Source organism: Caballeronia sp. TF1N1 (genome assembly GCF_022878925.1).
Classification (GTDB): Bacteria; Pseudomonadota; Gammaproteobacteria; order Burkholderiales; family Burkholderiaceae; genus Caballeronia.
The window spans coordinates 908,539-932,297 of the sequence record NZ_CP084628.1; the positions used below are offsets into that span (position 1 = coordinate 908,539).

General features: G+C 61.8%; 25 protein-coding genes. 13 read left to right on the forward strand and 12 right to left on the reverse strand.

Annotated features, from left to right (window positions below; genetic code table 11):
* Positions 1 to 13 precede the first annotated feature (13 nt).
* Positions 14 to 361 (forward strand): ribbon-helix-helix domain-containing protein, encoded by a 348-nt coding sequence (locus LDZ28_RS24845; RefSeq protein WP_244830050.1) that lies wholly within the window; start codon positions 14 to 16, stop codon positions 359 to 361.
* Between the two features lie 39 nt (positions 362 to 400).
* Here LDZ28_RS24845 and LDZ28_RS24850 read toward each other — a convergent pair whose 3' ends face one another.
* Positions 401 to 601 carry a hypothetical protein gene (locus LDZ28_RS24850; protein ID WP_244830052.1) on the reverse strand — a complete coding sequence of 67 codons (201 nt, stop codon included), beginning with the start codon at positions 599 to 601 and terminating at the stop codon, positions 401 to 403.
* 352 nt (positions 602 to 953) lie between these two features.
* Here LDZ28_RS24850 and LDZ28_RS24855 point away from each other — a divergent pair, with 352 nt between their 5' ends.
* From LDZ28_RS24855 to LDZ28_RS24875, 5 genes are all read left to right on the forward strand, one after another.
* Positions 954 to 1,571, forward strand: a complete 618-nt coding sequence (locus LDZ28_RS24855; protein WP_244830053.1) for a curli production assembly/transport protein CsgE — start codon at positions 954 to 956, stop codon at positions 1,569 to 1,571.
* 33 nt (positions 1,572 to 1,604) lie between these two features.
* Positions 1,605 to 2,045 carry a curli assembly protein CsgF gene (locus LDZ28_RS24860; protein ID WP_244830055.1) on the forward strand — a complete coding sequence of 147 codons (441 nt, stop codon included), beginning with the start codon at positions 1,605 to 1,607 and terminating at the stop codon, positions 2,043 to 2,045.
* A 14-nt stretch (positions 2,046 to 2,059) separates the two neighbouring features.
* Positions 2,060 to 2,998, forward strand: coding sequence for a CsgG/HfaB family protein (locus LDZ28_RS24865; protein ID WP_244830057.1), 939 nt, complete (start codon positions 2,060 to 2,062; stop codon positions 2,996 to 2,998).
* 24 nt (positions 2,999 to 3,022) lie between these two features.
* The gene (locus LDZ28_RS24870) at positions 3,023 to 3,553 is read left to right on the forward strand and encodes a hypothetical protein (protein ID WP_244830059.1); all 531 of its coding nucleotides are present in this window, start codon (positions 3,023 to 3,025) and stop codon (positions 3,551 to 3,553) included.
* 165 nt (positions 3,554 to 3,718) lie between these two features.
* Positions 3,719 to 4,990: a hypothetical protein gene (locus LDZ28_RS24875; RefSeq protein WP_244830061.1), complete on the forward strand. Its 1,272-nt coding sequence runs from the start codon at positions 3,719 to 3,721 to the stop codon at positions 4,988 to 4,990.
* A 76-nt stretch (positions 4,991 to 5,066) separates the two neighbouring features.
* On the opposite strand, the gene LDZ28_RS24880 is transcribed toward LDZ28_RS24875, so the two are convergent.
* Entirely contained in the window at positions 5,067 to 7,097 is a 2,031-nt protein-coding gene (locus LDZ28_RS24880) for a glycoside hydrolase family 28 protein (RefSeq protein WP_244830062.1), read from the reverse strand.
* A 267-nt stretch (positions 7,098 to 7,364) separates the two neighbouring features.
* Positions 7,365 to 8,000 carry a TetR/AcrR family transcriptional regulator gene (locus LDZ28_RS24885; protein WP_244830063.1) on the reverse strand — a complete coding sequence of 212 codons (636 nt, stop codon included), beginning with the start codon at positions 7,998 to 8,000 and terminating at the stop codon, positions 7,365 to 7,367.
* Between the two features lie 151 nt (positions 8,001 to 8,151).
* Here LDZ28_RS24885 and LDZ28_RS24890 point away from each other — a divergent pair, with 151 nt between their 5' ends.
* Positions 8,152 to 9,270 carry a porin gene (locus tag LDZ28_RS24890; protein WP_255784700.1) on the forward strand — a complete coding sequence of 373 codons (1,119 nt, stop codon included), beginning with the start codon at positions 8,152 to 8,154 and terminating at the stop codon, positions 9,268 to 9,270.
* Position 9,271: 1 nt separating this feature from the next.
* Here the strand turns inward: LDZ28_RS24890 and LDZ28_RS24895 are convergent, their stop codons facing one another.
* A complete protein-coding gene (locus LDZ28_RS24895; protein ID WP_244830064.1) occupies positions 9,272 to 10,018 on the reverse strand; it encodes an SDR family oxidoreductase in 747 nt (248 codons plus the stop codon).
* Between the two features lie 117 nt (positions 10,019 to 10,135).
* Between LDZ28_RS24895 and LDZ28_RS24900 the strand changes: the two genes are divergently transcribed.
* Positions 10,136 to 11,572, forward strand: a complete 1,437-nt coding sequence (locus tag LDZ28_RS24900; RefSeq protein WP_370652233.1) for a PLP-dependent aminotransferase family protein — start codon at positions 10,136 to 10,138, stop codon at positions 11,570 to 11,572.
* Positions 11,573 to 11,590: 18 nt separating this feature from the next.
* On the opposite strand, the gene LDZ28_RS24905 is transcribed toward LDZ28_RS24900, so the two are convergent.
* The 6 genes from LDZ28_RS24905 to LDZ28_RS24930 all read right to left on the reverse strand — a co-directional run bounded on the left by LDZ28_RS24905 (position 11,591) and on the right by LDZ28_RS24930 (position 16,357).
* The gene (locus LDZ28_RS24905) at positions 11,591 to 12,208 is read right to left on the reverse strand and encodes an FMN-dependent NADH-azoreductase (protein WP_244830066.1); all 618 of its coding nucleotides are present in this window, start codon (positions 12,206 to 12,208) and stop codon (positions 11,591 to 11,593) included.
* Positions 12,205 to 12,663 carry a GNAT family N-acetyltransferase gene (locus LDZ28_RS24910; RefSeq protein ID WP_244830067.1) on the reverse strand — a complete coding sequence of 153 codons (459 nt, stop codon included), beginning with the start codon at positions 12,661 to 12,663 and terminating at the stop codon, positions 12,205 to 12,207. Before LDZ28_RS24910 ends, LDZ28_RS24905 begins: the two co-directional genes overlap by 4 nt.
* A gap of 92 nt (positions 12,664 to 12,755) precedes the next feature.
* Positions 12,756 to 13,607, reverse strand: coding sequence for a sugar phosphate isomerase/epimerase (locus LDZ28_RS24915; protein ID WP_244830068.1), 852 nt, complete (start codon positions 13,605 to 13,607; stop codon positions 12,756 to 12,758).
* Positions 13,608 to 13,611: 4 nt separating this feature from the next.
* On the reverse strand, positions 13,612 to 14,775 hold the full coding sequence (locus LDZ28_RS24920) for a dihydrodipicolinate synthase family protein (protein ID WP_244830070.1): 1,164 nt from the start codon (positions 14,773 to 14,775) through the stop codon (positions 13,612 to 13,614).
* A gap of 8 nt (positions 14,776 to 14,783) precedes the next feature.
* The gene (locus LDZ28_RS24925; protein ID WP_244830072.1) at positions 14,784 to 15,563 is read right to left on the reverse strand and encodes a 3-ketoacyl-ACP reductase; all 780 of its coding nucleotides are present in this window, start codon (positions 15,561 to 15,563) and stop codon (positions 14,784 to 14,786) included.
* A 128-nt stretch (positions 15,564 to 15,691) separates the two neighbouring features.
* Positions 15,692 to 16,357 (reverse strand): TetR/AcrR family transcriptional regulator, encoded by a 666-nt coding sequence (locus tag LDZ28_RS24930; RefSeq protein ID WP_244830074.1) that lies wholly within the window; start codon positions 16,355 to 16,357, stop codon positions 15,692 to 15,694.
* Between the two features lie 196 nt (positions 16,358 to 16,553).
* On the opposite strand from LDZ28_RS24930, the gene LDZ28_RS24935 reads away from it, so the two are divergent.
* From LDZ28_RS24935 to LDZ28_RS24955, 5 genes are all read left to right on the forward strand, one after another.
* The gene (locus LDZ28_RS24935) at positions 16,554 to 18,074 is read left to right on the forward strand and encodes an acyl CoA:acetate/3-ketoacid CoA transferase (RefSeq protein ID WP_244830076.1); all 1,521 of its coding nucleotides are present in this window, start codon (positions 16,554 to 16,556) and stop codon (positions 18,072 to 18,074) included.
* Between the two features lie 26 nt (positions 18,075 to 18,100).
* On the forward strand, positions 18,101 to 18,871 hold the full coding sequence (locus LDZ28_RS24940; protein WP_244830077.1) for an enoyl-CoA hydratase/isomerase family protein: 771 nt from the start codon (positions 18,101 to 18,103) through the stop codon (positions 18,869 to 18,871).
* A gap of 71 nt (positions 18,872 to 18,942) precedes the next feature.
* Complete coding sequence (locus tag LDZ28_RS24945; RefSeq protein WP_244830078.1) at positions 18,943 to 20,241, forward strand: MFS transporter; 1,299 nt, start codon at positions 18,943 to 18,945, stop codon at positions 20,239 to 20,241.
* Between the two features lie 48 nt (positions 20,242 to 20,289).
* Positions 20,290 to 20,784 (forward strand): MOSC domain-containing protein, encoded by a 495-nt coding sequence (locus LDZ28_RS24950; RefSeq protein ID WP_244830079.1) that lies wholly within the window; start codon positions 20,290 to 20,292, stop codon positions 20,782 to 20,784.
* Between the two features lie 45 nt (positions 20,785 to 20,829).
* On the forward strand, positions 20,830 to 21,162 hold the full coding sequence (locus LDZ28_RS24955; protein WP_244830080.1) for a DUF2322 family protein: 333 nt from the start codon (positions 20,830 to 20,832) through the stop codon (positions 21,160 to 21,162).
* Positions 21,163 to 21,221: 59 nt separating this feature from the next.
* On the opposite strand, the gene LDZ28_RS24960 is transcribed toward LDZ28_RS24955, so the two are convergent.
* Both LDZ28_RS24960 and kdgD read right to left on the reverse strand, forming a co-directional pair.
* Positions 21,222 to 22,574, reverse strand: coding sequence for an MFS transporter (locus tag LDZ28_RS24960; RefSeq protein ID WP_244830081.1), 1,353 nt, complete (start codon positions 22,572 to 22,574; stop codon positions 21,222 to 21,224).
* Between the two features lie 89 nt (positions 22,575 to 22,663).
* Positions 22,664 to 23,581: a 5-dehydro-4-deoxyglucarate dehydratase gene (gene kdgD / locus LDZ28_RS24965; protein WP_244830083.1), complete on the reverse strand. Its 918-nt coding sequence runs from the start codon at positions 23,579 to 23,581 to the stop codon at positions 22,664 to 22,666.
* Positions 23,582 to 23,759: the final 178 nt, after the last annotated feature.

Here is a 23,759-nt window from a genome sequence, read left to right on the forward strand (position 1 = left end):
GGAGGGCTTTCTCATGTGCGGGGTCTATATCAACGCCGATCCGATTCTGTATGAATCGCGCACGCGCTCGCTGCGCATTCACGGAGTGATCACCACGGTCAGGCTGGAGAATCTGTTCTGGGATGTGCTGCAGGAAATCGCGGAGCGCGAAAATCTGACGACGAGTCAGTTCGCGGTGAAGCTCTACGACGAGTTGATCGCACTGCGTGGCGAGATGCCAACCAACTTCGCCTCATTCTTGCGCGTGTGCTGCCTGCGGTATCTATCGATTCGCGAAGTGAAGAAGGCGCCAGCCGAAAGCGAAGCGCGCGTGGGCAATGCGTTGAATGATTCGGGGTTGAGGGTGTTGAAGGCGCGGTAGCGGCTAGCGCCGCCGCCAGTCCAGACAGCGCTGAACCCTTCAATTACAAGTCCCATCGATATACTCGAACCCCGAAGCGATCGCAAACCTGATCGCTTCTTCCACGCAATCGAATTCCCCCGGCAGTTGCACCGAGCGCTCGCGGCCGTCCACGTCCTGAATGCGCGCCATCGCGGCAAACGCATCTCCATGCCGGACTGCCGCCGGCGTGACCAACATATCTCTGTAGCTGAAAACCATCGTTATCTCTTGTCGCAATCAATTCTGTCAGCGGCGCTGCCTGTGGAAAACCCTAATTCGGCACGCTCTGCACCGATTAACGGCATCGGCAAACGTTTCTTTACAGTGATTTTCAACTGGCTTTGAGTGGCCTTTCCAACACGTTTTCATTTCTTGCGACTTTCCTCAGTCGAATGTGGCGACGACAACATAAAAGCCGTCGCGTCTCGATCAGAATCGGTTCCGTCTTACGAATAAAAACAAACGCTTCAAGGCAGCACCATAGCGGCCAGAGGCTTACGGGGAAGTCATGCAGCGAGATAAAAACAATTCGCTCGAGAAGGGTTTTAAAACCCTCCGGCGAACGACCGCAGTGTGCATCACGTTTTGGGGAAGTATCACGGGCGCTCACGCGCAGGACGCGGAAGCGCCGGCCATCGCCACGCATGTGACGACCTCGGCGCAAGCTCAGCCGCTCATTTCGCTGCCGAGCACGCCGACGCCCAGCCCGCTGAACCGCGGCACCGCGCTGCCCGCCGCCAATGGCGCGCCTCTCAGCTCGCGCGGCACGGTGAACGGTTCGTCATCGCTCGACAAGGGCGATACCCTCGCCGATACCCCGCGTGCCCGCGGCGCCGACGTCAACGGTCAGAAGCCGCTCGACGATGCGCTCGGCGGCGTCGTCACCACCGACACCGTGACGCTCGCCGGCCAGGACTTCTACAACTGGTTCGCGCAGGCATGGGGCGCGATTCCCCTCTCCGAGCGCTACATCGTCTCGGTGCACGAGCGGCCCTCGGCGCGCTACGGCAGCCTCGTGTGGGTCGAGTTCGGGCAACGCCGCGTGTTCCAGGCGTTCCTGCCGATCGCTCGCTCCAATGTGAAGCCGGTGGCGGAAAACGCGGCGCAGATCGCGTTTCAGAACGTCATGCAGGCCGACATATCGCGCCTCTTGTTCCGCGACGCCGACATGGCGACGGACGAACTCTAAAAAAAGCAACACGGCCAATTACGGGGATTCACGATGAAGATCACTGCGCCCGCAAAACGCGCGTTGCTCGCCTGCGCGCTCTCGATGACGCTCGCCGCCGCACACGCCACCTCGCTCGTCTATGAACCGGTCAATCCGAACTTCGGCGGCAACCCGCTGAACGGCACGAACCTGCTCAACGAAGCGAACGCCCAGAACAAGTACAAGGACCCGTCGCTGTCGGATCTCGGCACGAGCAGCCAGTCCACGCTCGACCAGTTCAACACGCAACTTCAGCAGGCGATCCTGTCGCGCGTCGCATCGTCGATTTCGAGCTCGATCGTCGGCACCGACGGCACCTTGCATCCGGGCACGATCAACACGGGCAATTTCTCGATTGCGATCACGCAAGTCACGGGCGGCAATCTGCAAGTGACGACCACGGACAAGACCACGGGCGCATCGACGACCTTCGTCGTTGGCAACGGACAGTGAGCTCGAACATCGTCATGAATAAGAACAACTTCAAATTTTCCGCGATGCGCGCCGCGCTCGGCGCCGCCGTCATCGGTTCGATGCTGCTCACCGGTTGCGTGACCGCGCCGATGCCCTCGGCGGGAAACGCAACCCTCACGCCGCCGACGCGCGTGACCCGCGATCTCACGCACCTGCCGCCGCCTAAAGGACGCATCGTCGCGGCCGTGTATGGCTTTCGCGATCTGACGGGCCAATACAAGCCGTCGCCGGACAGTTCGTTTTCCTCGCAAGTGACACAAGGCGGCGCGTCGTTCCTCGTGAAAGCCATGCGCGATTCGGGCTGGTTCACGCCGGTCGAACGCGAGAATCTCCAGGACCTGCTCACCGAACGCAAGATCATGCGGGCGCTCGAAACGCCCGACGACAAGAACCGCGCGATTCCGCAGATCGGATCGCTGGCGCCGGCGAGCATCGTGCTGGAAGGCGGCATCGTCGGCTACGACTCGAACATTCGCACGGGCGGCGCGGGCGTCGCGTATCTGGGGATTTCGGCGTCGCAGCAGTATCGCGTGGATCAGGTGACGGTGAACCTGCGTGCCGTGGATATTCGCAACGGCACCATTCTCAACAGCGTCTCGACCACCAAAACTATCTATTCGATTCAGGTCGATACGGGCGTGTACCGCTTCATCGGCTTCAAGGATCTGTTGCAGGCCGAACTCGGCATGACGCGCAACGAGCCGCAACAGTTGTGCGTGAACGAAGCGATCGAATCGGCGCTCGTGCATCTGATCGTGCAAGGCGTGGCCAATCAGTCGTGGTCGCTCAAGGACACGAAGGACTGGTATGACCCGACCATGCAGCGCTACTTGCAGGAAAACCAGGGCTATGCCGCGACGATGGAGCAGATCAATCCCGCGTATAGCCCCGAGAAGATCGATCCGCCGAGCGCATCGGCGGCCAAGAGCTAAGGCACATTGATGGAGGAGACTGAAATGAAGTCAATGCGTTCCTTGACACGCGCCCCGAAAATCGCGCTGCTTGCGGCGTGCGGCGCGGTCGTGAGTGCATCGCTCGCGGTGTTCGCGGCGGACCTCTCGCCGATCTCGGACTTCGGTCCTTCGGAGCCGGGCTTCGGCGGGCAGACGGCGCGTGTCAATCAGGCGGGCGCGGGCAATCGCATCGTCGGCGTGCAGGCAGGGCAGAACGTGTTGCTCGCCAATCAGGCGGGCGTGGCGAACGCCGCCGCAACGGCGCAGGCAGGCAACGACAACTGGACGGCGCTTTCGCAGTCGGGCAGCGGCAACCAGTACGCCGGTTATCAGGCCGGAACGAACAACCGCTCGGTCACGGTGCAGAGCGGCAGCGGTAATGCAGCAGCGGTCACGCAGATCGGTTCCTCGATGTCTTCGCAGGTGACGCAGTACGGCGCCGGCAACGAGGTTTCCATCCTGCAAAGCCGCAACGGCGCAGGCGTGTCTGTGACGCAGACGGGCGGCGCGAGGGCTTCGGTCCTTATGAAGTAGGTGCCTGAACGCCATGGTCGAGTGCCAGGGTGAGAGGAGACCGCGGTAACGCAGTAAGGTGTGATGCAGGGAGTAGGTGGAGTCGTGCCGGCTGACGGTAGGGGCCGTCAGCCGTTAGGGTGACTAATCGAAGTACTCAAAATATCAAATCAACGAGGCATAAAAATGAAAGTCAAGGCATCTATCATCGCTATGGGTCTGGCAGCACTGGCATCGACGGCAGCTTTCGCCGACAACTCGTCGGTAGGCGAAAAAGCCTTCGTGACGCAGATCGGCGCCGGCAACACGGCTACCGTGACGCAGACGGCATCGAGCAACGACACGGTCAATGCTCTGCAAAGCGCGAACAACGCGCAAGCTACTGTCACGTCGTCGAACGGCTCGAACAACGACACCGACATCAAGCAACTGAGCGGCGCGGCGAACTCGAAGCTCGGCGCGACGGTCACGCAAGACGGCGCACACAGCGAAACCACCCGCATCTCGCAGAACGGCACGAACTCGACGGCCAACGTAACGCAAACCAACGCGTCGCAAGACAAGGACACCGTCAACCAATACGGCGCCAACAGCAAGTCGACGATCTCACAAACGGGCGGCGGCTCGAACACCGTCACCATCAATCAAGGTTCGACGCTTGGCAAGATCGACGGCGGCGAAGCCACCGTGACGCAGTCGGCCACGATCGGCAACACGGTGAAGATTTCGCAAGACCGTGACCACGGCAAGGCCGTGGTGCAAACCACGGGCGGCGGCTACAACGACACGACCGTGACGCAAACGGGCGGCGTGACCGACACGTCGGTTCAGCAAAACAACGAATACGCCGACACGGTCAAGATCACGCAGAACGGCGCGGAAATCGCCAACGTCTCGTCGACCAACGGTGGCAACAACCACACGACCATCGACCAGAGCGGCGCCAACTTGCCGAACCTTGCAAGCGTGCATCAGATCAACGCGCAAAACGAGACGACCAACATCGTTCAGTCGGGCGCCGCGTTCAACACCGCTTACGTCGATCAACTGTACGCTTCGAACGACCACGCGACCGTCGTCCAGACCGGCAGCAACAACACGGCTTCGGTTGCACAGCGCTTCGGCGGCGGCAACACGGCAAGCTCGCTGCAACTCGGCTCGTCGAACAAGGCCGATCTGACGCAGGACAGCGCGGGTGAATCGAACATCGTGTCGTCGCAAATCGGCGATCTGAACACGGCGAAGGCTTCGCAGTCGGGCTCGTATGAAGACTTGCTGCTGACGCAAGCGGGCTTCGGCAACGTCGCGACCTCGTCGCAAACGGGCGCCAACAACGTCGGCGTGATCACGCAGATTGGCCTGGGCAACAACGCATCGGTGACGCAAGCTGGCTACGGCAACACGGCTGTCGTGACGCAAACGGGCACGGGCAACAAGGCGACCATCGCACAGAAGTAAGCATCGCGGTTCTTGCAGTACCTTGCGGGCGGCTCATGCGGGAGCCGCCCGTTTTTTATTTGCGTGTCTTATTGCGTTACGCGCCTTGCCCCGGGAAAGGCACGAAGGCGGCGCTGCAATCGACCGGGCCTGACGTGCCCGTGTTGGTCGAACGCGTGACCGTCACGCTGCCGGCGGTCTGAAAGGGCAGATTCGTTCCATCCGCGCCAATGGCAATAAGCGCATCCGACACGGCGAAGCCAGCCGGCGCCATATCCGCGATAACGTTGTTGAGCGAAATCACGAGCGGATTCACGACCGGCGGATTCGGCACACCCGCCGTGCCGCCGGACCATCCGGAGCCTTGCATGATGGGACTTGCCGAATTGAAGCCCTGAAACGTATAGCTCGATGCATTCACGATACGCACGCCATCGAGCGCGATGCCCTGCATGTTCGGATAAAGGCCGCCATTCTTCGTCGCGCTGTAATACGGCGAGAAGATGAGTGCCTGCGGGTTGCCGTCCGGCGACGACGAAGGCGTGCGGATGCAAATGTTCGAATAGCGGATGTTCGAGATCAGTCTGCTGCGGCTCCAGTCCGACTTGATGCGCAGGCCGTTATCCGCGCCGTCGATCGCGAGATCGTAGACATTGACGTTGCTCACGCTCGGCAAGACGCCGTTCACCGCGACGACATCCGGATTGGCCGCGCCGTTGTCGGTGCCAGCGGTTTCGCTGCCGATCGACATGCCGTGGCCTTCGTAGAAGTGACTATGCGCAACGGTGAGGTTATAGGTCCGGCCGTTGACCGTGCCCGTGCCGCCCTTGATCGCCATGTTGTCGTCGCCGGTGCGGATGAACGAATAGGCGATCAGGATGTTGCTCGCGTCCCCCGCGAGCCTGCCGGGATTGCCCGCATTGCTCGTGATGACGCCCGAACTGCCGGGATCGATGCCGTCGGTGTTCTTCGCGGTGGCGGGGCTATACGGCATGCCGAGATAGTTCGTCATGGCTTCATAGGCGGCCGTCGGCGTGTAGATCTTGACGGCCCATGCCGTGAAGCCGTCGATGCCGCTCGGCACCACATGGAACTTCGGCGCATTCTGCAACGTCACGCGGTACAACGTGAAATTGCGCCCGTTGCTGATCTGCACGAGGCGCGGATTGTTCTGCGCCTGATTCAGCACCTTGTTGGCCTTCCAGCCGATGTCCCACCAGCTCATGGTGGTGCCGTCGGGGCGTTTGAGCAGATTCGGGTCGTTCGGCACGCTGCTCACGAGGGGACTGCCGCCGCGCCCGTCGATGACACCGTCGCCCATCACCGCGACATTGGCGACCTTGCTCGCGTTGATGAGCGCGAGACAGCCGTTGTCGCTCGCGGTGATGACGCCGCAACTCGCCGTCCCCTTGGTCTTGTCGTACTGACGCGGGTCGCGCGACGCGAAGAGCGTGACGCCCTGATCGATCCACAAGGTGATGCCGGTCGGCATGGTCAGCGCGCCTGCGAGAAACGCGTTCGCGCCGCCCGATCCGGCCATTAGATGCACGGCCTTGTTGGTCGCGAGACTCGTGCTCGACTTGTTCGCGCAGTCGTTGAGCGCGGCCTGAATGCGCGCGGTGTCGGGCGCGGTGTCGGTGGCGTCGGCGCTTTCGGGCAGGAGGCCGTTTGGCAGCGCGGAGAGCGTGGCGGGCAGTTCCTTGCAGACTTGCGCGGCGGTGGGCAACGACGGTTCGGGCGGCAATGCGGCGTCGTAGAGCGTCGTGCCGACCTTGAAGCCTGCGGGCGGCGTGACGACGGCCGAGTCACTGGCGGGCGCGGCATCGGACGCGGTTTGCGCAGGCGTGGCGTCTGAGGCGGCTGGCGCCGGTGTAGCGGTCGATGCAGGAATAGCTGCCGATGCAGGCGCAGCCGCCGAAGCCGCTGAAGCCGCTGAAGCCGCTGAAGCCGCCGAAGCCGCCGGTGCTTCGCCGTTATTCTCGACCGCCGCGTTTGTCGGCGTGGACGAAGAGCCGCCGCAAGCGCCGAGCGCGAACACCGTCGTAACCGATGAAAGCCACGCGGCCGCGATCCGCGACGGACTGCTCTTGGTTTCTCTCTTTGAACTGCTGTGGATGCAATTTCTCATGCTTAGGTCAAAGCCTCGTTGTTTGAATACGTCATCCGAGGGAGAACGCTGCCCGATGTCATCCGATAAGGCGGCGCAATCCTCTCATGTGGTCGTACAACTTCGAGGAGAATCTTAGCGATCCGAATCAAGAGAGATACTTGGGTTTGTCCCTTAAGCCATTTATAAGAAAAACATAAGAATCGCCGGCGAATTTGTCTTCGAAATTGCCGGTTGAATCGGTTTCAACGTAAGCGCGTCCTGGCTGGCGGGTACGGAGAAGACCCGTCAACTGCTAGAAGGCATTAAAAACCGGTCGACGATATCCACGATCTGCGCGCGCTTGGCCACGAGAAACGCTTCGGCTTTCATGTCGATATCGAACAGCGTGCCGAAGGTGTGCTGATTCGCGATGCAGAAAAAAGCCAGGCTGCTGATGGTCATGTGCACGTCCTTCGCGCTGACATCGCGGCGAAATACGCCTTGCTCGCGGCCGCGTTCGAGGATGGCGTCGAGCAGGCGAATGATGCCCTGATTGCTCTCGCGCACCACGCCCGATTTCGCGAGGAATGCGCCGCCTTCTATGTTCTCGCTTGCCACGAGCCGCACGAAGCTCGGATGGCTCACGTAATAATCGAACGTGAAGGCGCAGATTTGCGCGAGCGCTTCGCGTGGCGGCATGTTGGCGTCGCCGAGCGCTTCTTCCTCGCGACGGATGCGCTGATACGCCGCTTCGAGCGTCGCGATATACAGTTTCTCTTTTGAATCGAAGTAGTAAAAGACGAGCCGTTTGGTGAGTCCGACGCTTTGCGCGACGTCTTCCACGCGCGTGGAGGCGAAACCGTTTTGAGCGAACGCTTCGGCGGCGGCTTCGAGCAAGGCCGCTTTCGTGCGTTCGGCGTCGCGTTGTTTAGGCTTGATCATGCGGCGAGGCTTCGAGTCGGTGAGAGACGCGATTGTATGCTCAACATGTTCCGTCGCCGTCATTCGTGAAGACTTCGCGAGTTGGTGCTATGTTGCTGCCGGAGATACTTCCGTCAATAAGATTGCGCCAGTCAAAGGAGTGCAACACATCATGAGACATCGTTTGATCAAAGCGGCAAGTATCCTGTTTTTATCGACAGGTTTTGCGTCGGGCGCGTATGCGCAATCCACGGTCACCATGTATGGCCGTCTCGATGGCGGCATCGAATATCTGAACCACGTAGCGAACGGTCAAGGCGGCACGTCCTCGCGCTGGAGCGCCGAAGGCGGCGACTGGGGCACGAGCATGTTCGGGCTGAAAGGTATCGAAAATCTGGGCGGCGGCACGTCGGCCATCTTCACGCTCGAAACCGCCTTGCAGATCATGAACGGCACAACGGGCGGCGGACGCATGTGGTCGCGGCGCGCTTATGTGGGGCTGACTTCGAAAGAGTGGGGGCAATTGCAGGCCGGCCGTAATCTTTTCATCGATAGCGACGGCGTCTGGGAATTCGATCCCTTCGTGCAGCAGGCGGTGTCGTCGGCATCGCTCGTGAGAGGACGCAACTGGCAGCAAAGCAGCAATAACGTCGAATATCACAGCCCGGTGTTTCATGGCCTCGACGTGCAGGGGCAGTATGCGTTCGGCAATCAGCCGGGCGCGTTCAACAAGGGCGCGACGGGCGAGTTCGGCCGCTCGGACGGCATCATGCTTACCTATCATTCGTCGATGCTCGACGTGCGCGGCATCTACGATGAACTGCGCAGCGTGGATGGCCGGCTCGACAACATCTTCCAGGCGTCGCGCGAATACTTTGTCGGTGCAAACGTGAAGGTCGACAAGTTCAAGCTGCAGGCCGCGTACACGCACTACGCCGCGCCGGATTCGCCCGCAGGCGTGGCGGATAGCGCCGATCACTACTGGCTCGGCGCGACTTACCAGTGGACGCCGCAATGGGCCGTGACGGCCGCAGGCTTTTACATTCACGTGGGCGACGGCACGGGCGATACGGCGCACGATCCAGCCAGTCACGCGACGCTCTATGCGCTCGGCACGACCTACAACTTCACCAAGCGCACGTTCGTCTATGGCACGGTAGCCTACGTGCGCAACAGCGCGAACGGCACGTTTTCGGTGTTCGCCACGCCGCGCGACACGACGCCCAGCACGAGCCCGCTCGCGGGAGAATCGCAAACGGGTGCGTATGTCGGCTTGATGCACATCTTCTGATTCAGGCTTCGCGGCGCAACCAGTCTGCAAGACGCGTACGACCCAGACGCGCATCGGCGAGCGGCACGAGCGAATTTTCTTCGAGCGTGCCGCCGAAGTACGTGGCGTTTGTATCGACGACGACATCGCGCGTGTCATTCACCGCCTGCAGATAGCGCGATATCAATTCGTTCATGGGCGCGCGCTCCGGTCCGGCTATATCGAGCACGCCATTCAGTGGCGCGGTCAGCGCGATATCCGCGACGATGGCCGCCACGTCGTCCGCTGCAATCGGCTGAAATCGATGCGGCGAGAGACGCGTTTGGTCATCGCTCGTACAGACATCGGCGATGCCTTGCAGAAACTCGAAGAACTGCGTCGCGCGTACGATGGTGTAAGGCAAACCCGATTCGCGAATCAGCTTTTCCTGCTCGTCCTTTGCGCGAAAATAGCCGTTGTCCGGCATGCGATCCGTGCCGACAATCGACAACGCCACATGATGTTTCACGCCAGCGGCGTGCCCGGCTTCGATCAGGTTCATGGTCGACGTGCGGAAGAACGCCATCACGTCATCGGGCGCCCATGAAGGCGCGTTCGTTACGTCGATGACCGTATGCGCGCCCGTCAACGCTTCCTTCAAGCCTTCGCCCGTGACGGCATTCACACCGCTGCGCGACGATGCGGCCAGTACATCGTGAGCCTGTGCGCGCAGAATGGCGACTGCCTTCGCACCGATGAGCCCCGTTCCGCCAATAACGACAATCTTCATGTCCAGCCTCTTCAAGTGGATGAATGGTTGAAGCCATTGTGCAAGAATGATGGCTCACCCAGAAGGGACAAGATTCTCAAGATTGACTAGGCCATAGGATGCGTCATGGCGTGGAACATGGAAATCGATCGGCGCGAGGAATTGCCGATCTATCTGCAGATTTGCGAGCGATTCAAGTCGGCTATCGCGGCGGGGCATTTGCGGCCCGGCGACCGCGTGCCCGCCTTGCGCGGCCTGGCGACGCAGCTCAACACCGCGCGCGGCACGGTGGAGTTGGCCTACAGCATCCTCGTCAACGAAGGCTATCTGCACATGCGCGGCGCGGCGGGTACGTTCGTATCGTCGTCGTTGCCTCCGTCGGCGACCGCTGCGCGATCGCGCAAGAGCCGTGACCGCGCGCTTGCGCCCGCGCAGCCTGCGCGTGCGGATGACATCGGCAACGACGCGAAGCCGCTACGCCCCGGCCTGCCCGCGCTCGATGCCTTTCCGCGCAAGGTCTGGAGCAGGCTCGTGGCGTATCGCGCGAGAAGCGGCGATGTCGCCGCGCTCACCTATCCGGAACCAGCGGGCTATGGACCGTTGCGCGAGCACATTGCAACGTATGTCGGCTTGTCGCGCGGTGTGGAATGCTCGCCGGAACAGGTGTTCGTGACCAACGGCTATCGCGCGACGCTCGAACTCGTCTTGCGCGGCCTCGCTCGACCGGGCGACAGCGCGTGGTTCGAGGAACCGGGCTATCTGCTCGCGCGTAACTTTCTCATCGAAGCGGGACTGCGACTCGTGCCGGTGCGGGTCGATGACGAAGGTCTCGATGTCGAACGCGGCGTGGCGCTCGCGCCGGATGCGCGCTTTGCGTTCGTTACGCCATCGCATCAGAGTCCGCTTGGCGTCACGCTTTCGCTCGCGCGGCGCATGAAGCTGCTCGACTGGGCGAATCGCGCGGGAAGCTGGATCGTGGAAGATGATTACGACAGCGAGTTTCGCTACGTCGGGCGTCCGTTGCCGGCGTTGAAGAGCCTCGACCGGGATGATCGCGTGATTTATTGCGGCACCTTCAGCAAGGTGCTGTTTCCCGGCTTGCGGCTTTCGTATGTGGTGGTGCCCGAGCGGGCCGTCGCGCGCTTCGGGCAATTGACGAGGAGCACCAATGCGGGCTCGCCGTATCTATTGCAGGCGGCCGTGGCGGACTTCATCGCGCAAGGGCATTTCGCGCGGCATCTCAAGCGCATGCGTGCGTTGTACGACGAGCGTCGCACCTTGCTTGCCGATGCGCTCGTGCAGGCGTTCGGGGCGAGGCTAAGCGTGGAGTTGCCCGCTGGCGGCATGCATTTGGTGGCCATCTTCAATGCGGGCCGCGACGGTCCCGTGGATGATCTCGCGGTCGCCGCGCGCGCCCGCGAGGCAGGGTTCGCGGTGATCGGTTTATCGGCGTGGTATCTGGGCAAACGCACGAAGCGCACGTTGAGTGGCCTCGTGCTCGGCTTTGCCAATGTCGGCACCGCAGCGGAAGCGTCGCGTCTTGCGCGCATGCTGAGGCGCGCGTTCGATGGCTAAAGCGCGATTAAAGCGCGATTAGAGCGCGACGGAATCGCTCGAAGCGAAGAGCGCATGATGCGCGAGCCTGGCGCGTGCAACACGCAATGCGTCCTCGACTGCGGCGTCTCCCATGACGAGCCCCTGCAGCAACAAAAACTGCACGCTGTGAATGCCGATGGAACCCAGCGCATATCGCAGATACGGCGTCAGAAAGTCCGGCTGACGCGCGCGTTCCCCTGTATGAAAACCGCCGGACCCGACGATTACGAACGTGGGCCGGTCGCGCATCAAGCCGATCTTGCCTTCGGGCGTGGCCGCGAACGTGCGATGAATGCGCAACACATAGTCGATCCATAGTTTCAACGCGGCGGGAACGGTGAAGTTATGCATCGGCGTGTTGATGATGAGCGCATCGGTCGCTTCTATCTCGCCGACCAGCGTTTCGGAGAGATCGAACGCGCTGGCATCGGGCGTGCGCGAGGTAACGTTGCCGGCATAATCGCGTGTGATGGGCGCAAGAGGATGCGCCGTCAGATCGCGTTCGATCGCTTCGACGGTATTGATGCTGCGCAGACGCTCGATCATCTCCATGGCGAGTCGATGGCCGTGGCTGTTCTCGCCATGCGGGCTGGCGTTGAGCAGAAGAAGTTTCATCGCGTCTGCTCCGTCGTGTCGTTCAGCGTCTCGACGAAATGCATGCCTCGCGCGAGCAAGCCATTGCGGTAGTAGAAGCGCTGCGCAAGCGCCATATGCAGGCCTGTGTCGAGCACGAAGTGCGCACAATCGGATTTGCGCGCGATGTTGCGCACGGCATCGAGCAGGCTTGCGCCGATGCCGCTACGTTGCAACTCGTTCGTGACGACGAGATCGTCCACGTAGACGAAGCGTCCATAGATCAGATTCATCTGCGTGCGATAACCCGCGAGTCCGAGGACCGTGTCCGCGTCGGACGCGGCGATCAAACGGTAGCCTTGTTCATGCTGTGCTCGCAGTTGCGTGCAGAAAGCCGTGGCATCCGTCAGATGCGGACGCAGTTGTTTCATCACCGAGAAAGCGCGCGTCCAGTCGGCGGGCGTATCGAGATGGCGTATGACGATTCTTGGGTTCATGCGTGTTTCTCCTTGAGGCATGAACCGTACGATACATTCTCGATGACCCAGCGACGAGAGCCAAGAAAGCGCAAACCAACTAGGCCAAGATTTCAGCACACACTCGGCAGACGCTGCGCGCAAATGTCGAGCACATCGGCGGGATCGCGGCGCCACCAGTTGTCCTTCGAAAAAATCTCCACTTCGATCAAACCGTCATAGCCCGCCCGTTCGACCGCGGCCCGCAGCGCCGCGAGTTCGATCACGCCGTCGCCCATCATGCCGCGATCGAGCAACATGTCGCGCGTGTCGCGCAGCCAGTCGCATACGTGAAACGCACGAATCCTCTTGTCGCGTCCCGCCGCGCCTATCGATTCGACGAGCGCCGGGTCCCACCAGCAATGGTAGGCATCGACAGCGATGCCGAGGAAGCCATCCGCATGAGGATCGATGTCCGTGCATATCGCCAGCGCTTGCGCGATCGTGTTGATGGCCGAACGTTCTGCCGCGTACATGGGATGCAGCGGTTCGAGCGCGAGCGGCACGCCGCAGTCACGCGCGGTTTCATGCAACAAGCCGATGCCTTCCGCTATCTGCTCGCGCGCGCCGCGCAGGTCGCGACTGTCATCGGGCAGCGCGCCCACGACCATGACAAAGGCGCGTGCGTCGAGAATCGCTGCATCGCGCAGAGCCGCGCGGTTCGCTGCAATGTTCGCGTCGAACCCAGCACGCGTCGTCGCCGGAATGTAAGTCGAGCGGCAATAGCCTGTCACCGTGAGTCCGTGCGCGCGAATCTGCCGTGCAATCTGCTTGACATCTGCTTGTTCCACCTCATGCCGCCACGGCGCAATGCCGCCGAATCCCGTACGCGCGATACGGTCGATGGTCACGTCGAGCGGCTCGCGATGCCCAAGCGTCGCCGTGTTGATCGAGCATAGATCAGGTCTTCCTTGCAGGCTGCGCATGATGTCAGGCGCCGCAACCGAGGGCCGATAAAACCGCGCGCGCTCGCACAATCGCTTGCTCGGGATCGCGCAGTAGGCCGGCGCGATCGGCAAGACGCAATACATCCGCGAGATACACGGGCGGCCGCATGCCGTGATGCCCGCCGAGCATGAAGAAGTGATCCTGAAAGCCGTTCAGATACGCGAGAAACACGACGCCCGTCTTGTAATACTGCGTCGGCGCACGAAAAACATGGCGCGATAGCGGCACGGTCGGCGCGAGCAACGCGTGATAACGCGCGTGATCGTTGACGGCGAGCGCGGCGAGCGCCTGCGATGCGGCGGGCGCAATGGCATCGAAAATGCCGAGCAGCGCATGCGAATGCCCGATCTCGTCGCCTTCTATCAGGCCGGGATAGTTGAAGTCGTCGCCGGTGTACATCTTCACGTCATGCGGAAGGCGGCGCCGGAACGCGATCTCCTTCGCGTCGTCGAGCAGGGAAATCTTGATGCCGTCGATCTTCGCCGCGTTCTCGCCGATGATGTCAAGACACGTCCGCGCCGCGCTCTCGTAGTCTGGCGCGCCCCAGTAACCCGCGAGTTCCGGGTCGAACATGTCGCCGAGCCAGTGCAGGATGACGGGCTCGTTGCACATCGACAGGACTTCACGATAGACGCGCCGGTAATCGTCGCCATTTCGCGCCACCCGTGCGAGCGCGCGGCTTGCCATCAGGATGACGCGGCCGCCTGCGTGCTGGATGGCTTCGAGTTGTTCGGCGTAGGCGCGGATCACGTCGTCGCAAGATCCGACTGTATGCGGCGCGACGTGGTCGGTGCCGCAGCCCGAAGCGATCGAAGCGCCGGGCATGTCACGCGTGTCCGCTATCGTGCGCGTGATCAGTTCGAGCGCACTCTTCCACGGCAGGCCCATGCCGCGCTGCGCGGTGTCCATCGCTTCGGCGATACCAAGCCCTTGCCCGATCAGATAGCGCCGATACTCGAGCGTGCGCGCCCAGTCGATCGCAACGGGTTCGTGAAGCTCGCCGCTCTTGCGTGGATCGGCGACGACATGTGCCGCCGAGTATGCGACGCGATTGAACGGCGCATCGGGTTGGCGCGGCACGAGCGGCGTGCCAATCAGACGATAGGTTTCCAGTGTGCCGCGTTCGGTCGGAAGCGTGATCTGCATGCGTATGCTCAGTATTTGTGAACGAGAAGACCGCCGTCGATGCGAATCGACTGGCCGATGCTGTAGGGCAAGCCGCCCGTGGCGAGCGTGCGCACGGCGGTAGCCACTTCTTGCGGCGTGCCCCAGCGCTTGATCGCGGTGAGACCGTGTTCCATTTGCACGTCATAGCGCGCTTTCGAGGGCGCCGTCATCTCGGTTTCGATGAAACCCGGCTGCACTTCATAGACGCCCACGCCGAAGTCCGCGAGCCGTAGCGAGAAGAGCGTCGTTGCCATGGAGAGACCGGCCTTGGACACGCAATACTCGCCGCGCTGCACGGAGGCCGCGACGGCATTCGACGAAGTGATGGTGATGATCGAAGGTGGATAGTTCGCCCCAGGCGCAGCGGTATTGCGCGCGATGCGCCGCCCGAACGCCTGCATCAGAAAAAACGTGCCGCGCGTGTTCACCTGGAGGCACCGGTCGTAACTTTCCGGCGATACATCGAGCAAATCGCCGCGCGACATCACCGAGACGCCCGCATTGTTGACGAGACACGTCACCGGTCCCAGACGTTCTTCGATTGCGCCGAACAGGCTGTCGTGTTGCGCGATGTCGGCGAGATCGGAGAGTTGCACCGCGCATCGTGCGCCGCGTGTGGTGACGGCGTCGCGGGCATCGTCGAGTTCGGCGGATGCGGCGATATCCGTGATGGCGATATCGAAACCGGCGCTTGCTAGTTCCAGCGCGATCGCGCGGCCAATGCCGCGACGCGCGCCGGTGACGAGCGCAACGGGACGTTCGTTCATTGCCCTTTCCCTCCATGAATAATAAGTAACGATACGGTTCGTTATTTAATAAATCAAGCGATATTGGGCTGAAGAGGGTTTTTACCTAGCAGGAGAGCGGCGGCAGAGGAAGGGCCGCCGAAATGCGGTCAGCGCGGACGCAGCAGGCTGAGCACGGTATCGATATTGAATTCGAGGCGTTCGCGCAGCGCCTCTTTCGAGACGAAATCGAAGCCAAAGATCACTTCGCCGGTGAAGCGGTTGGTCAGATAGTAGTAGCCGATGGCCGCAAGCGTCAGATGCAACTGGCGCGCGTCGATGCCGCTGCGGAAGTCGCCGGCCGCGACGCCACGGTCGAGAATCGACTGCAGCATGTCGATGAAACCGCCGTGCAGTTCGCGAAAACGCAGCGACTTCTTCACATGCCGCGCGCGATGCAGATTCTCGCTGTTCACGAGCGCCATGAACTCGGGATGCTTGAGGTAATACTCCCAGGTGAACGTCATTAGCGCGCGGATGGCCTCGGCGGGCGGCAAGTGGCCGAGTTCCAGTTTGCGCTCCGCGTCGCGAATATCGGACCACGCGTCTTCCAGCACCGCCTGAAAGAGTTCGTCCTTGCCTTTGAAGTATTCGTAAATCATGCGCTTGTTGACGCCCGCCTTCTCGGCGATCGAATCGATGCGCGCGCCACCCAGCCCGACTTTCGCGAATTCCGCCTTGGCCGCGGCCAGGATCTTCGTCTGCGTCTGGATTGGATCACGCGTGCGTTTGGTTTTCTTCGGCGCGTCCGGCGCTTCGGCGGTCGTTATCGGCATTGCCCCGTCTCATTCGTGTTCGAAGCCTGAACGTTAGCCGACGCCGCCGGCACTGGCAATGCGCGGACTGTCGACGTGATCATCGTAAACCCCACTTTGTTCATCGAGCGCTTGAAGCCGATCCGAGCGTGTGCCAACATCTTCTTTAAGTAACGAACCAGTTCGTTTTTAGCGAATAAGAGCGAGGTAATTCAAATTGGATAAATGGACCCACGCCGAGGCCGTCGCGAACGCGATCCCCGACGGCGCGACGATTGCAATCACCGGTTCCGGCGGCGGCTTGCTGGAACCCGACGCCGTGCTCGCCGCCATCGAAACGCGTTTTCTGACGACGGGGCATCCATGTGACTTGACGGTGGTTCACGCGCTCGGCGTCGGCGACGGGCGCAGCAGCGGTCTGGGCCGTTTTGCGCACGAAGGCATGGTCAGGCGCGTGATCGGCGGACATTGGGTCTGGTCGCCGGCCATGCAGCAACTCGCCGAGAGCGGCCGTATCGAGGCGTACAGCTTTCCGGGCGGCGTGATTGCCACGCTGTTTCGCGAGATCGGGGCGAAGCGTCCTGGCGTGCTGACGCGCGTCGGCTTGCGTACGTTCGTCGATCCGCGCTTCGGCGGCGGCAAGCTCAACGATCAAACGCATGAGGATCTCGTCGAACTCGTGACGCTGGGCGGCGAAGAGTATTTGCGCTACATGCCGTTTCGCATCGACTGGGCCATCGTCATGGCGTCTTCCGCCGATGACAGCGGCAACCTCACCACGCGCCACGAACCCGCCGACCTCGATATCTACGCGGTCGCGCTCGCCGCGCACAACAGCGGCGGCACGGTCGTCGCGCAGGTAAAGACGCGTTCGCAAGACTACGTGCCCGCGCGGCTCGTGCGCGTTCCCGGCGTGATGGTCGACCGGATCGTCGAGACGCCCGCGCAACGTCAATGTGCGATCAGCGACTACGACGCGGCGTTGAGCGGCGAAGCGCTCAAGGAAGCGCATTCATCGAACGATGAGGCGGCTTATCCCGAAGGCATGCGCCTGATCGTCGCCGAGCGCGCGGCGCGGGAACTTGGCGTGGACCAGTCGGTGAACTTCGGCTTCGGCTTTCCGGGCGCGATTCCCGCCGTGCTCGCAAGACAGGGGCGCGCCAACGACTACTGGGGATCGGTGGAGCAGGGCGTGCATCGCGGCGTAATGCTCGACGGCGCCATGTTCGGCACGGCGCGAAATGCCGATGCCATTCTCCCGAGCGTCGATCAATTCGACTTTTATAGCGGCGGCGGTATCGACGTGACCTTCCTCGGCATGGGCGAATTCGACGAAGAAGGCAACGTCAACGTGTCGAAGCTCGGCAGCACGGTGGTCGGCCCGGGCGGATTCATGGACATTGCACAGGGCGCGAAGAAGATCGTCTTCTGCGGCGCATTCGAGGCGAAAGGTCTCGAAGTGAAGCAGCACGCCGACAGCCTCGAAATAGTCACGCCCGGTTCGGTGCCCAAGGCCGTGAAGCGCGTGCGCCATGTCACGTTCAGCGGCGTGCAGGCGCGTCTCGAAGGCAAGGAAGTCCTCTACGTGACCGAGCGCGCCGTGTTTCGGCTCGATGCGCTCGGCGTGCGGCTCATCGAAGTGGCGAAGGGTATTGACGTGCGCCGCGACGTGCTCGCGCGCATGGCGTTCGAGCCGCTCGTCGACGAGCATTTGCTCGAAGTGGAGTCGGCCGCATGACAACGAATCGGAACGAGGAGACAGGCATGCAATCGGAATCCGGCATTCGCTTCGCCGTCGAGGGCGGCATCGCGGTCATCACGCTCGAACGCGTGGCGCGTCATAACGCGCTGACGCTTCACATGCTCGACGAAATCGCGCGCGCCGTGAAAGAAGTCGAACGCAACGATGACGTGCGCGTCTTGCGCTTCGAAACCGCGAGTCCGCGCTTCTTTTCGAGCGGCGCGGATATCAACGAGTGGGGCGACATCGATCCCCAGAAGATGGGCACGCGCTTCATACGCGAGGGAAATCGCGTGTTTCGTGGCATCGCGGAACTGGATATTCCGACCATCGCGGTGCTCTCGGCCAGTGCGCTTGGCGGCGGACTGGAACTCGCGCTTGCATGCGATCTGCGCTATGCGAGCGTCGATGCGAAGCTCGGTTTTCCCGAGGCCTCCGTCGGCGCGATTCCCGGCTGGATGGGCTGCGCGCGTCTCGCGGAACTCGTGGGCGCGGTACGCGCGCGTGAACTGATTCTGCTCGGTGAACCTATCGATGCCGCGCGCGCAGTGGCTTGGGGCATCGTCAACGAAGCCTTGCCCGCGGATACCTTGCGCGTACGTGTCGATGCCGTGAGCGCGTTGCTCGTCGGCCGGTCGCGGACCTCGCTGTCGGTTGGAAAGCGGCTGCTTCGACTAGTCGAAACGGGCCAGGCAGAAATCGCGCACGAACTGGCGGCTTCGGTATGCAAGGCATCGCCGGATGCGCTCGAAGGGGTGGCGGCTTTTCGCGAGAAACGCAGCGCGAGATTTTAGTGCCTCTCGGCGCAGTCATCGTGGGCCAGATAATTACTTAGTAAACCGTATGAAGTGGAGAGAGACAAGACATGGACCGTTCCAGTTACCGCTGGCGCATCTGCGCGCTGCTGTTTTTTGCGACCACCATCAACTATTTGGACCGGCAAGTGCTCGGTCTGCTCAAACCCGCGCTCGCGGTGCAGTTCAGTTGGACGGAGACGCAATATAGCTACATCGTCGTCATTTTCACCGCTTGCTATGCAGTGGGCATGCTGCTGTCGGGAAAGCTCGTCGATCGCGTCGGCGTGAAAATCGGCTATGGCGTGTGCGTGTTGTTGTGGAGCATCGCGGCGTGCGGACACGCGCTCGTGCGCAGCACCTTCGGCTTCGGCGTGATGCGAGCCTTGCTCGGCTTATCGGAATCGGGCAGCTTTCCATGCGCGGTAAAGAGCGTATCCGAATGGTTCCCGCGCAAGGAACAGGCGTTCGCGGTCGGCATCCTGACTTCGGGCACGAGCATCGGCGCGGTGGCGGCGCCGGCGACCGTGCCTTGGCTCGCGGCCGTGTACGGATGGGAAGCGGCTTTCTTCGTCACCGGCCTGACCGGTTTCGTGTGGCTCGGCTTCTGGTACTTCATGTATCAGGCGCCTTTGAAACACAAGAAGGTGTCGCGGGAAGAACTTCGCCTGATCGACGATGGCGCTTCCACCCACGCCGCGCCGCAACCGCGCATCAGCTGGTTCGCGCTCTTGAAGTTGCGGCCGACATGGGCGTTCTTCGTCGGTAAATTGCTGACGGATCCCATCTGGTGGTTCATGCTGTTCTGGCTGCCGTCGTACTTCAATTCGCGCTTCAATCTCGACTTGAAGAACCTCGGGCTGCCGCTCGTGATCGTGTATGTCGCGACGTCCATCGGCAGCGTGGGTGGCGGGTGGGTATCGTCGAAACTGATTGCGCGCGGCTGGAGCGTTTCGAAGGCGCGTGGCACGACCATGTTCGGCCTCGCGCTGCTCGTCACGCCAATTGCATTCGCGCCGTGGATCGACAACATGTGGGCGATGGTCGGTTTGCTCAGTCTCGCGGCGGCGGCGCACCAGGGCTGGTCGGCGAATCTTTTCACTACCGCGTCCGACATGTTCCCGAAGCAACTGGTCGGCTCCGTGGTCGGCATCGGCGGATTGGCGGGTGCCTTGGGCGCGACACTCTTTCCGCTTTTCGTCGGCGCGGTGCTCGACCACTTCAAGTTGCTCGGCAACATCGGCGCGGGTTACAACGTCATCTTCGTGATCTGCGGCAGCGCTTATCTCATTGCGTGGCTCTTGATGCGCGTGATTCGCGCGTCCAGGACGGTGACCGATGTCGAAGGCCTGCAGGCCGACGCGAGTTAAAGGCAAACGATAGAATCGTACGTATCGCCGTGCGCTTCCATCGTCCTCATGCCGCTCAATCCTGCTTCGCCGCTCGCCCGTCTCATGCTCGCGCCCGTGCTGCCCGGCGGAATAGTATGGATAGGCTTGCGCACGGCGCGGCGCGCGCCCATGCAACAGGTCGAGAGTACGACGGCGCTGACAGGCGGCGGCCTTGACGGCGACCACTACAGCCGCAAGCAGGGCAATCGGCAAGTGACGCTGATACAGCTCGAAAGCATGCGTGCCATTGCGAGCCATCTTGGCCGCGACGAAGTCTCGCCATTCGATCTGCGACGCAATATCGTCACGTCGGGCATCAATCTGCATGCGCTGAAGGACCGTCGGTTTCGTATCGGCGATGCGGTGCTCGAAGCGAGCGGCGAATGTCATCCCTGTTCGCGGATGGAAGAGACTTTCGGCGTCGGCGGCTATAACGCCGTGCGCGGCTTCGGCGGAATCACGGCACGCGTGATCGAAGGCGGAGAGATCGCGCTTGGCGATGTGATCGTGCCTTTGACGTAAGATAGCTCGCTTCCGAACGTCCATTATCGAACAGGAGCGTCAAGCGTGATCGAGCCGAAGAGCGTATTCAAGGACAACCTGGCGCAATTGCCGGGCATCGATGGTATCGGGCGTATCGATCTGATCGATAGCCGAGGCGCGGTGGTGTCGAGCATCGAAAACAAGCCGGGCAAGCAGGGCTCGCTTGCGGTGTATCACTATCTCAAGCAGGCCTTCGGCACGCTCGATGTCGAGGCCGCCGAGTATGGCCTCGCTCTTTTCGCCGAACATACGACCGATGCGCGCAGCCGTCCGGGCGCGCATCCGAATGTGGATCGGCTGGTCGAGATTGCAAATGGTGGCGAACCGTTGCGTATTGAAGTGATCGCCGCGGAATGAGAAAAAGCGGCCACGAAGGCCGCTTTCATCGACTTAAGCCGACACATCGAGCTGACACATCAAACCGGCTTCAACTCCACCCGCTTGATGTCCTTGACGATCACGAGATAGGCAAACACCGTGATCAGCGCATTGACGCCGACGAACGCCAGCGCGCCGTTGAACGAGCCGGTCCGCGCGAGGATATAGCCGATCACGATCGGCGTGACGATGCCCGCCGCATTGCCGAACATATTGAAGATCGAACCCGACAAGCCGATGGCTTCCTTCGGCGCCGTATCCGCGACCACCGCCCAGCCCAACGCACCTATGCCCTTGCCGAAGAACGCGAGCGACATCAACGCCACGACGAGCCAGTCCGCATCCACGTAGTTGCAGCCGATAATGCACGACGACAGCAACATGCCGGCGACGATCGGCAGCTTGCGTGCGAACGTGACCGAACGCCCGTGGCGGATCAGCGAGTCGGACAGCACGCCGCCCAGCACGCCGCCGAGAAAGCCGCAGATTGCAGGCAGCGAGGCGATCAGGCCCGCTTGCAGAATCGTCATGTGACGCGCCTGCACGAGATAGATGGGAAACCACGTCAGGAAGAAGTACGTCAGCACGTTGATGCAGAACTGCGCGAGATAAACGCCGAGCAGCATGCGGTTCGTGAGCAACTGGCGCACGGCGCTCCAGCCCAAAGCGTTGCCACCGTTGCCGCCGACGCGCCCACGCCGATGCCCGCGCACGAGACCGCCGCCTTCCTCGATGTAATCGAGTTCCTGCTTGTTGATGCCCGGATGATCGGCGGGATTCTTCATGACAGCGAGCCATGTCAGCGCAAGCAGCAAGCCGGCGATACCCATGACGATATACACGTGATGCCAGCCGAAAGCGTGCGTGAGCCAGGCCATCAACGGCGTGAACACGACAGCGGCGAAATACTGCGCCGCATTGAAAATGGCCGATGCCGTGCCGCGTTCGCTCGTCGGAAACCAGCTTGCGACCACTTTGGCGTTGGCGGGGAAGGCGGGCGCTTCGGCCGCGCCCATCATGAAGCGCAGCACGAACAATGCGGTCACGGCGGTGGCGGCGCTGCCGAGCAGGCCGATCGAGCTTTGCAGCAGCGTAAACAGCGACCACAGAAAGATACTCGCCGCATACACGCGCCGCGCGCCGAATCGGTCGAGCAGCCAGCCTGCGGGAAGCTGGGAGAGCACATACGCCCAACTGAAGGCCGAGAAGATATACCCCATGCGGATGGCGTCGAAACCGAACTCGGCGCGCATCGCGGAGCCGGTGACCGACAAGGTCGCGCGATCCGCATAGTTGAAGGTCGTGATCACGAAGATCAGCAACAGAATCACGTAACGCACTTTCGTGCGCTTCATGGCGTCGGCCGGAGCAGCAGCGCGGCTCATCGACATGGCAATCTCCTTTTGGTTACGGCAAAAAAACGCGCGGCGCTCGTTGATTACGGCGCCGCGCGTTTTTGTGTCTCCTGCCTGTCGTACTCTTACTGTGCGCCGAGCTTCTTGATCAGCACGTCGAGCTGGGCGACTTCTTCCTCGGTCAGGTCGGTGAGCGGTGCGCGCACCGGGCCCGCGTCGTGACCGACCAGCTTCGCGCCCGCCTTGACGATGCTCACCGCATAGCCCGCACGGCGATTGCGGATGGCAAGGTACGGCAGGAAGAAGTCGTCGATCAGCTTGCCGACGGTTTCGTGGTCGTCCGCCGCGATGGCGCGATAGAAGTCCATCGCGGTCTTCGGAATGAAGTTGAACACGGCCGACGAATACACCGGCACGCCGAGCGCCTTGTAGGCGGCGGCGTAGACTTCCGCGGTCGGCAGGCCGCCGAGGTACGAGAAGCGGTCGCCCAGACGGCGGCGGATGGTGACCATGGGCTCGATCTCGCCCACGCCGTCCTTAAAGCCGATCAGGTTCGGGCAGCGGTCGGCCAGACGTTCGAGCATGTCGGCGTTGAGCTTGGAGTTGGCGCGGTTATAGATGATGACGCCCATCTTCGGCACGGCCTTGCAGACTTCTTCGGCGTGAGCCGCGATACCTTCTTGCGACGCTTCGGTCAGATAATGCGGCATCAGCAAAATGCCCTGCGCGCCGTTCTTCTCGGCTTCCTGCGCAAACGCGATGGCCGTGCGCGTCGGGCCGCCCGCGCCGGCGAGAATGGGCACCTTGCCACGGCACACTTCGGTGGCCGTCTTCACGATCTGCGAATATTCGGGTTGCGTCAGCGAAAAGAACTCACCCGTGCCGCCCGCCACGAACAGCGCCGATGCGCCGTAGGGCGCGAGCCATTCGAGGCGTTCGGCGTAAGTATCCGCGCGGAAATTGCCTTGGCTGTCGAAGTCGGTCACGGGAAAAGAAAGCAGGCCTTCGGAAACGATTTGCTTGAGTTCTTGCGGTGTCGTCATGGTGTTATCTCGGTGGGCAGCGTCCGGCGGTTGCAGCGCTTATAGGTCATCGTACAACATGGGGTGACGTCGTACAACCAAAAGTGAATGGAATCGACGCTCTTCGGGGTAAACACCGACCAAAAGACAGCGGCTATGTTGTAGGATGACATAACTCTAGCCGGCAGAAGTTTTCGCG

Excerpts from the sequence above, each read along its gene's own strand:
- LDZ28_RS24845 (WP_244830050.1), top strand. The coding sequence starts at position 14 with ATGTGCGGGGTCTATATCAACGCCGATCCGATTCTGTATGAATCGCGC.
- LDZ28_RS24850 (WP_244830052.1), bottom strand. The coding sequence starts at position 601 with ATGGTTTTCAGCTACAGAGATATGTTGGTCACGCCGGCGGCAGTCCGG.
- LDZ28_RS24860 (WP_244830055.1), top strand. The coding sequence starts at position 1,605 with ATGAAGATCACTGCGCCCGCAAAACGCGCGTTGCTCGCCTGCGCGCTC.
- LDZ28_RS24865 (WP_244830057.1), top strand. The coding sequence starts at position 2,060 with ATGAATAAGAACAACTTCAAATTTTCCGCGATGCGCGCCGCGCTCGGC.
- LDZ28_RS24870 (WP_244830059.1), top strand. The coding sequence starts at position 3,023 with ATGAAGTCAATGCGTTCCTTGACACGCGCCCCGAAAATCGCGCTGCTT.
- LDZ28_RS24875 (WP_244830061.1), top strand. The coding sequence starts at position 3,719 with ATGAAAGTCAAGGCATCTATCATCGCTATGGGTCTGGCAGCACTGGCA.
- LDZ28_RS24880 (WP_244830062.1), bottom strand. The coding sequence starts at position 7,097 with ATGAGAAATTGCATCCACAGCAGTTCAAAGAGAGAAACCAAGAGCAGT.
- LDZ28_RS24885 (WP_244830063.1), bottom strand. The coding sequence starts at position 8,000 with ATGATCAAGCCTAAACAACGCGACGCCGAACGCACGAAAGCGGCCTTG.
- LDZ28_RS24890 (WP_255784700.1), top strand. The coding sequence starts at position 8,152 with ATGAGACATCGTTTGATCAAAGCGGCAAGTATCCTGTTTTTATCGACA.
- LDZ28_RS24895 (WP_244830064.1), bottom strand. The coding sequence starts at position 10,018 with ATGAAGATTGTCGTTATTGGCGGAACGGGGCTCATCGGTGCGAAGGCA.
- LDZ28_RS24900 (WP_370652233.1), top strand. The coding sequence starts at position 10,136 with ATGGAAATCGATCGGCGCGAGGAATTGCCGATCTATCTGCAGATTTGC.
- LDZ28_RS24905 (WP_244830066.1), bottom strand. The coding sequence starts at position 12,208 with ATGAAACTTCTTCTGCTCAACGCCAGCCCGCATGGCGAGAACAGCCAC.
- LDZ28_RS24910 (WP_244830067.1), bottom strand. The coding sequence starts at position 12,663 with ATGAACCCAAGAATCGTCATACGCCATCTCGATACGCCCGCCGACTGG.
- LDZ28_RS24915 (WP_244830068.1), bottom strand. The coding sequence starts at position 13,607 with ATGCGCAGCCTGCAAGGAAGACCTGATCTATGCTCGATCAACACGGCG.
- LDZ28_RS24920 (WP_244830070.1), bottom strand. The coding sequence starts at position 14,775 with ATGCAGATCACGCTTCCGACCGAACGCGGCACACTGGAAACCTATCGT.
- LDZ28_RS24925 (WP_244830072.1), bottom strand. The coding sequence starts at position 15,563 with ATGAACGAACGTCCCGTTGCGCTCGTCACCGGCGCGCGTCGCGGCATT.
- LDZ28_RS24930 (WP_244830074.1), bottom strand. The coding sequence starts at position 16,357 with ATGCCGATAACGACCGCCGAAGCGCCGGACGCGCCGAAGAAAACCAAA.
- LDZ28_RS24940 (WP_244830077.1), top strand. The coding sequence starts at position 18,101 with ATGCAATCGGAATCCGGCATTCGCTTCGCCGTCGAGGGCGGCATCGCG.
- LDZ28_RS24945 (WP_244830078.1), top strand. The coding sequence starts at position 18,943 with ATGGACCGTTCCAGTTACCGCTGGCGCATCTGCGCGCTGCTGTTTTTT.
- LDZ28_RS24950 (WP_244830079.1), top strand. The coding sequence starts at position 20,290 with ATGCCGCTCAATCCTGCTTCGCCGCTCGCCCGTCTCATGCTCGCGCCC.
- LDZ28_RS24960 (WP_244830081.1), bottom strand. The coding sequence starts at position 22,574 with ATGTCGATGAGCCGCGCTGCTGCTCCGGCCGACGCCATGAAGCGCACG.
- kdgD (WP_244830083.1), bottom strand. The coding sequence starts at position 23,581 with ATGACGACACCGCAAGAACTCAAGCAAATCGTTTCCGAAGGCCTGCTT.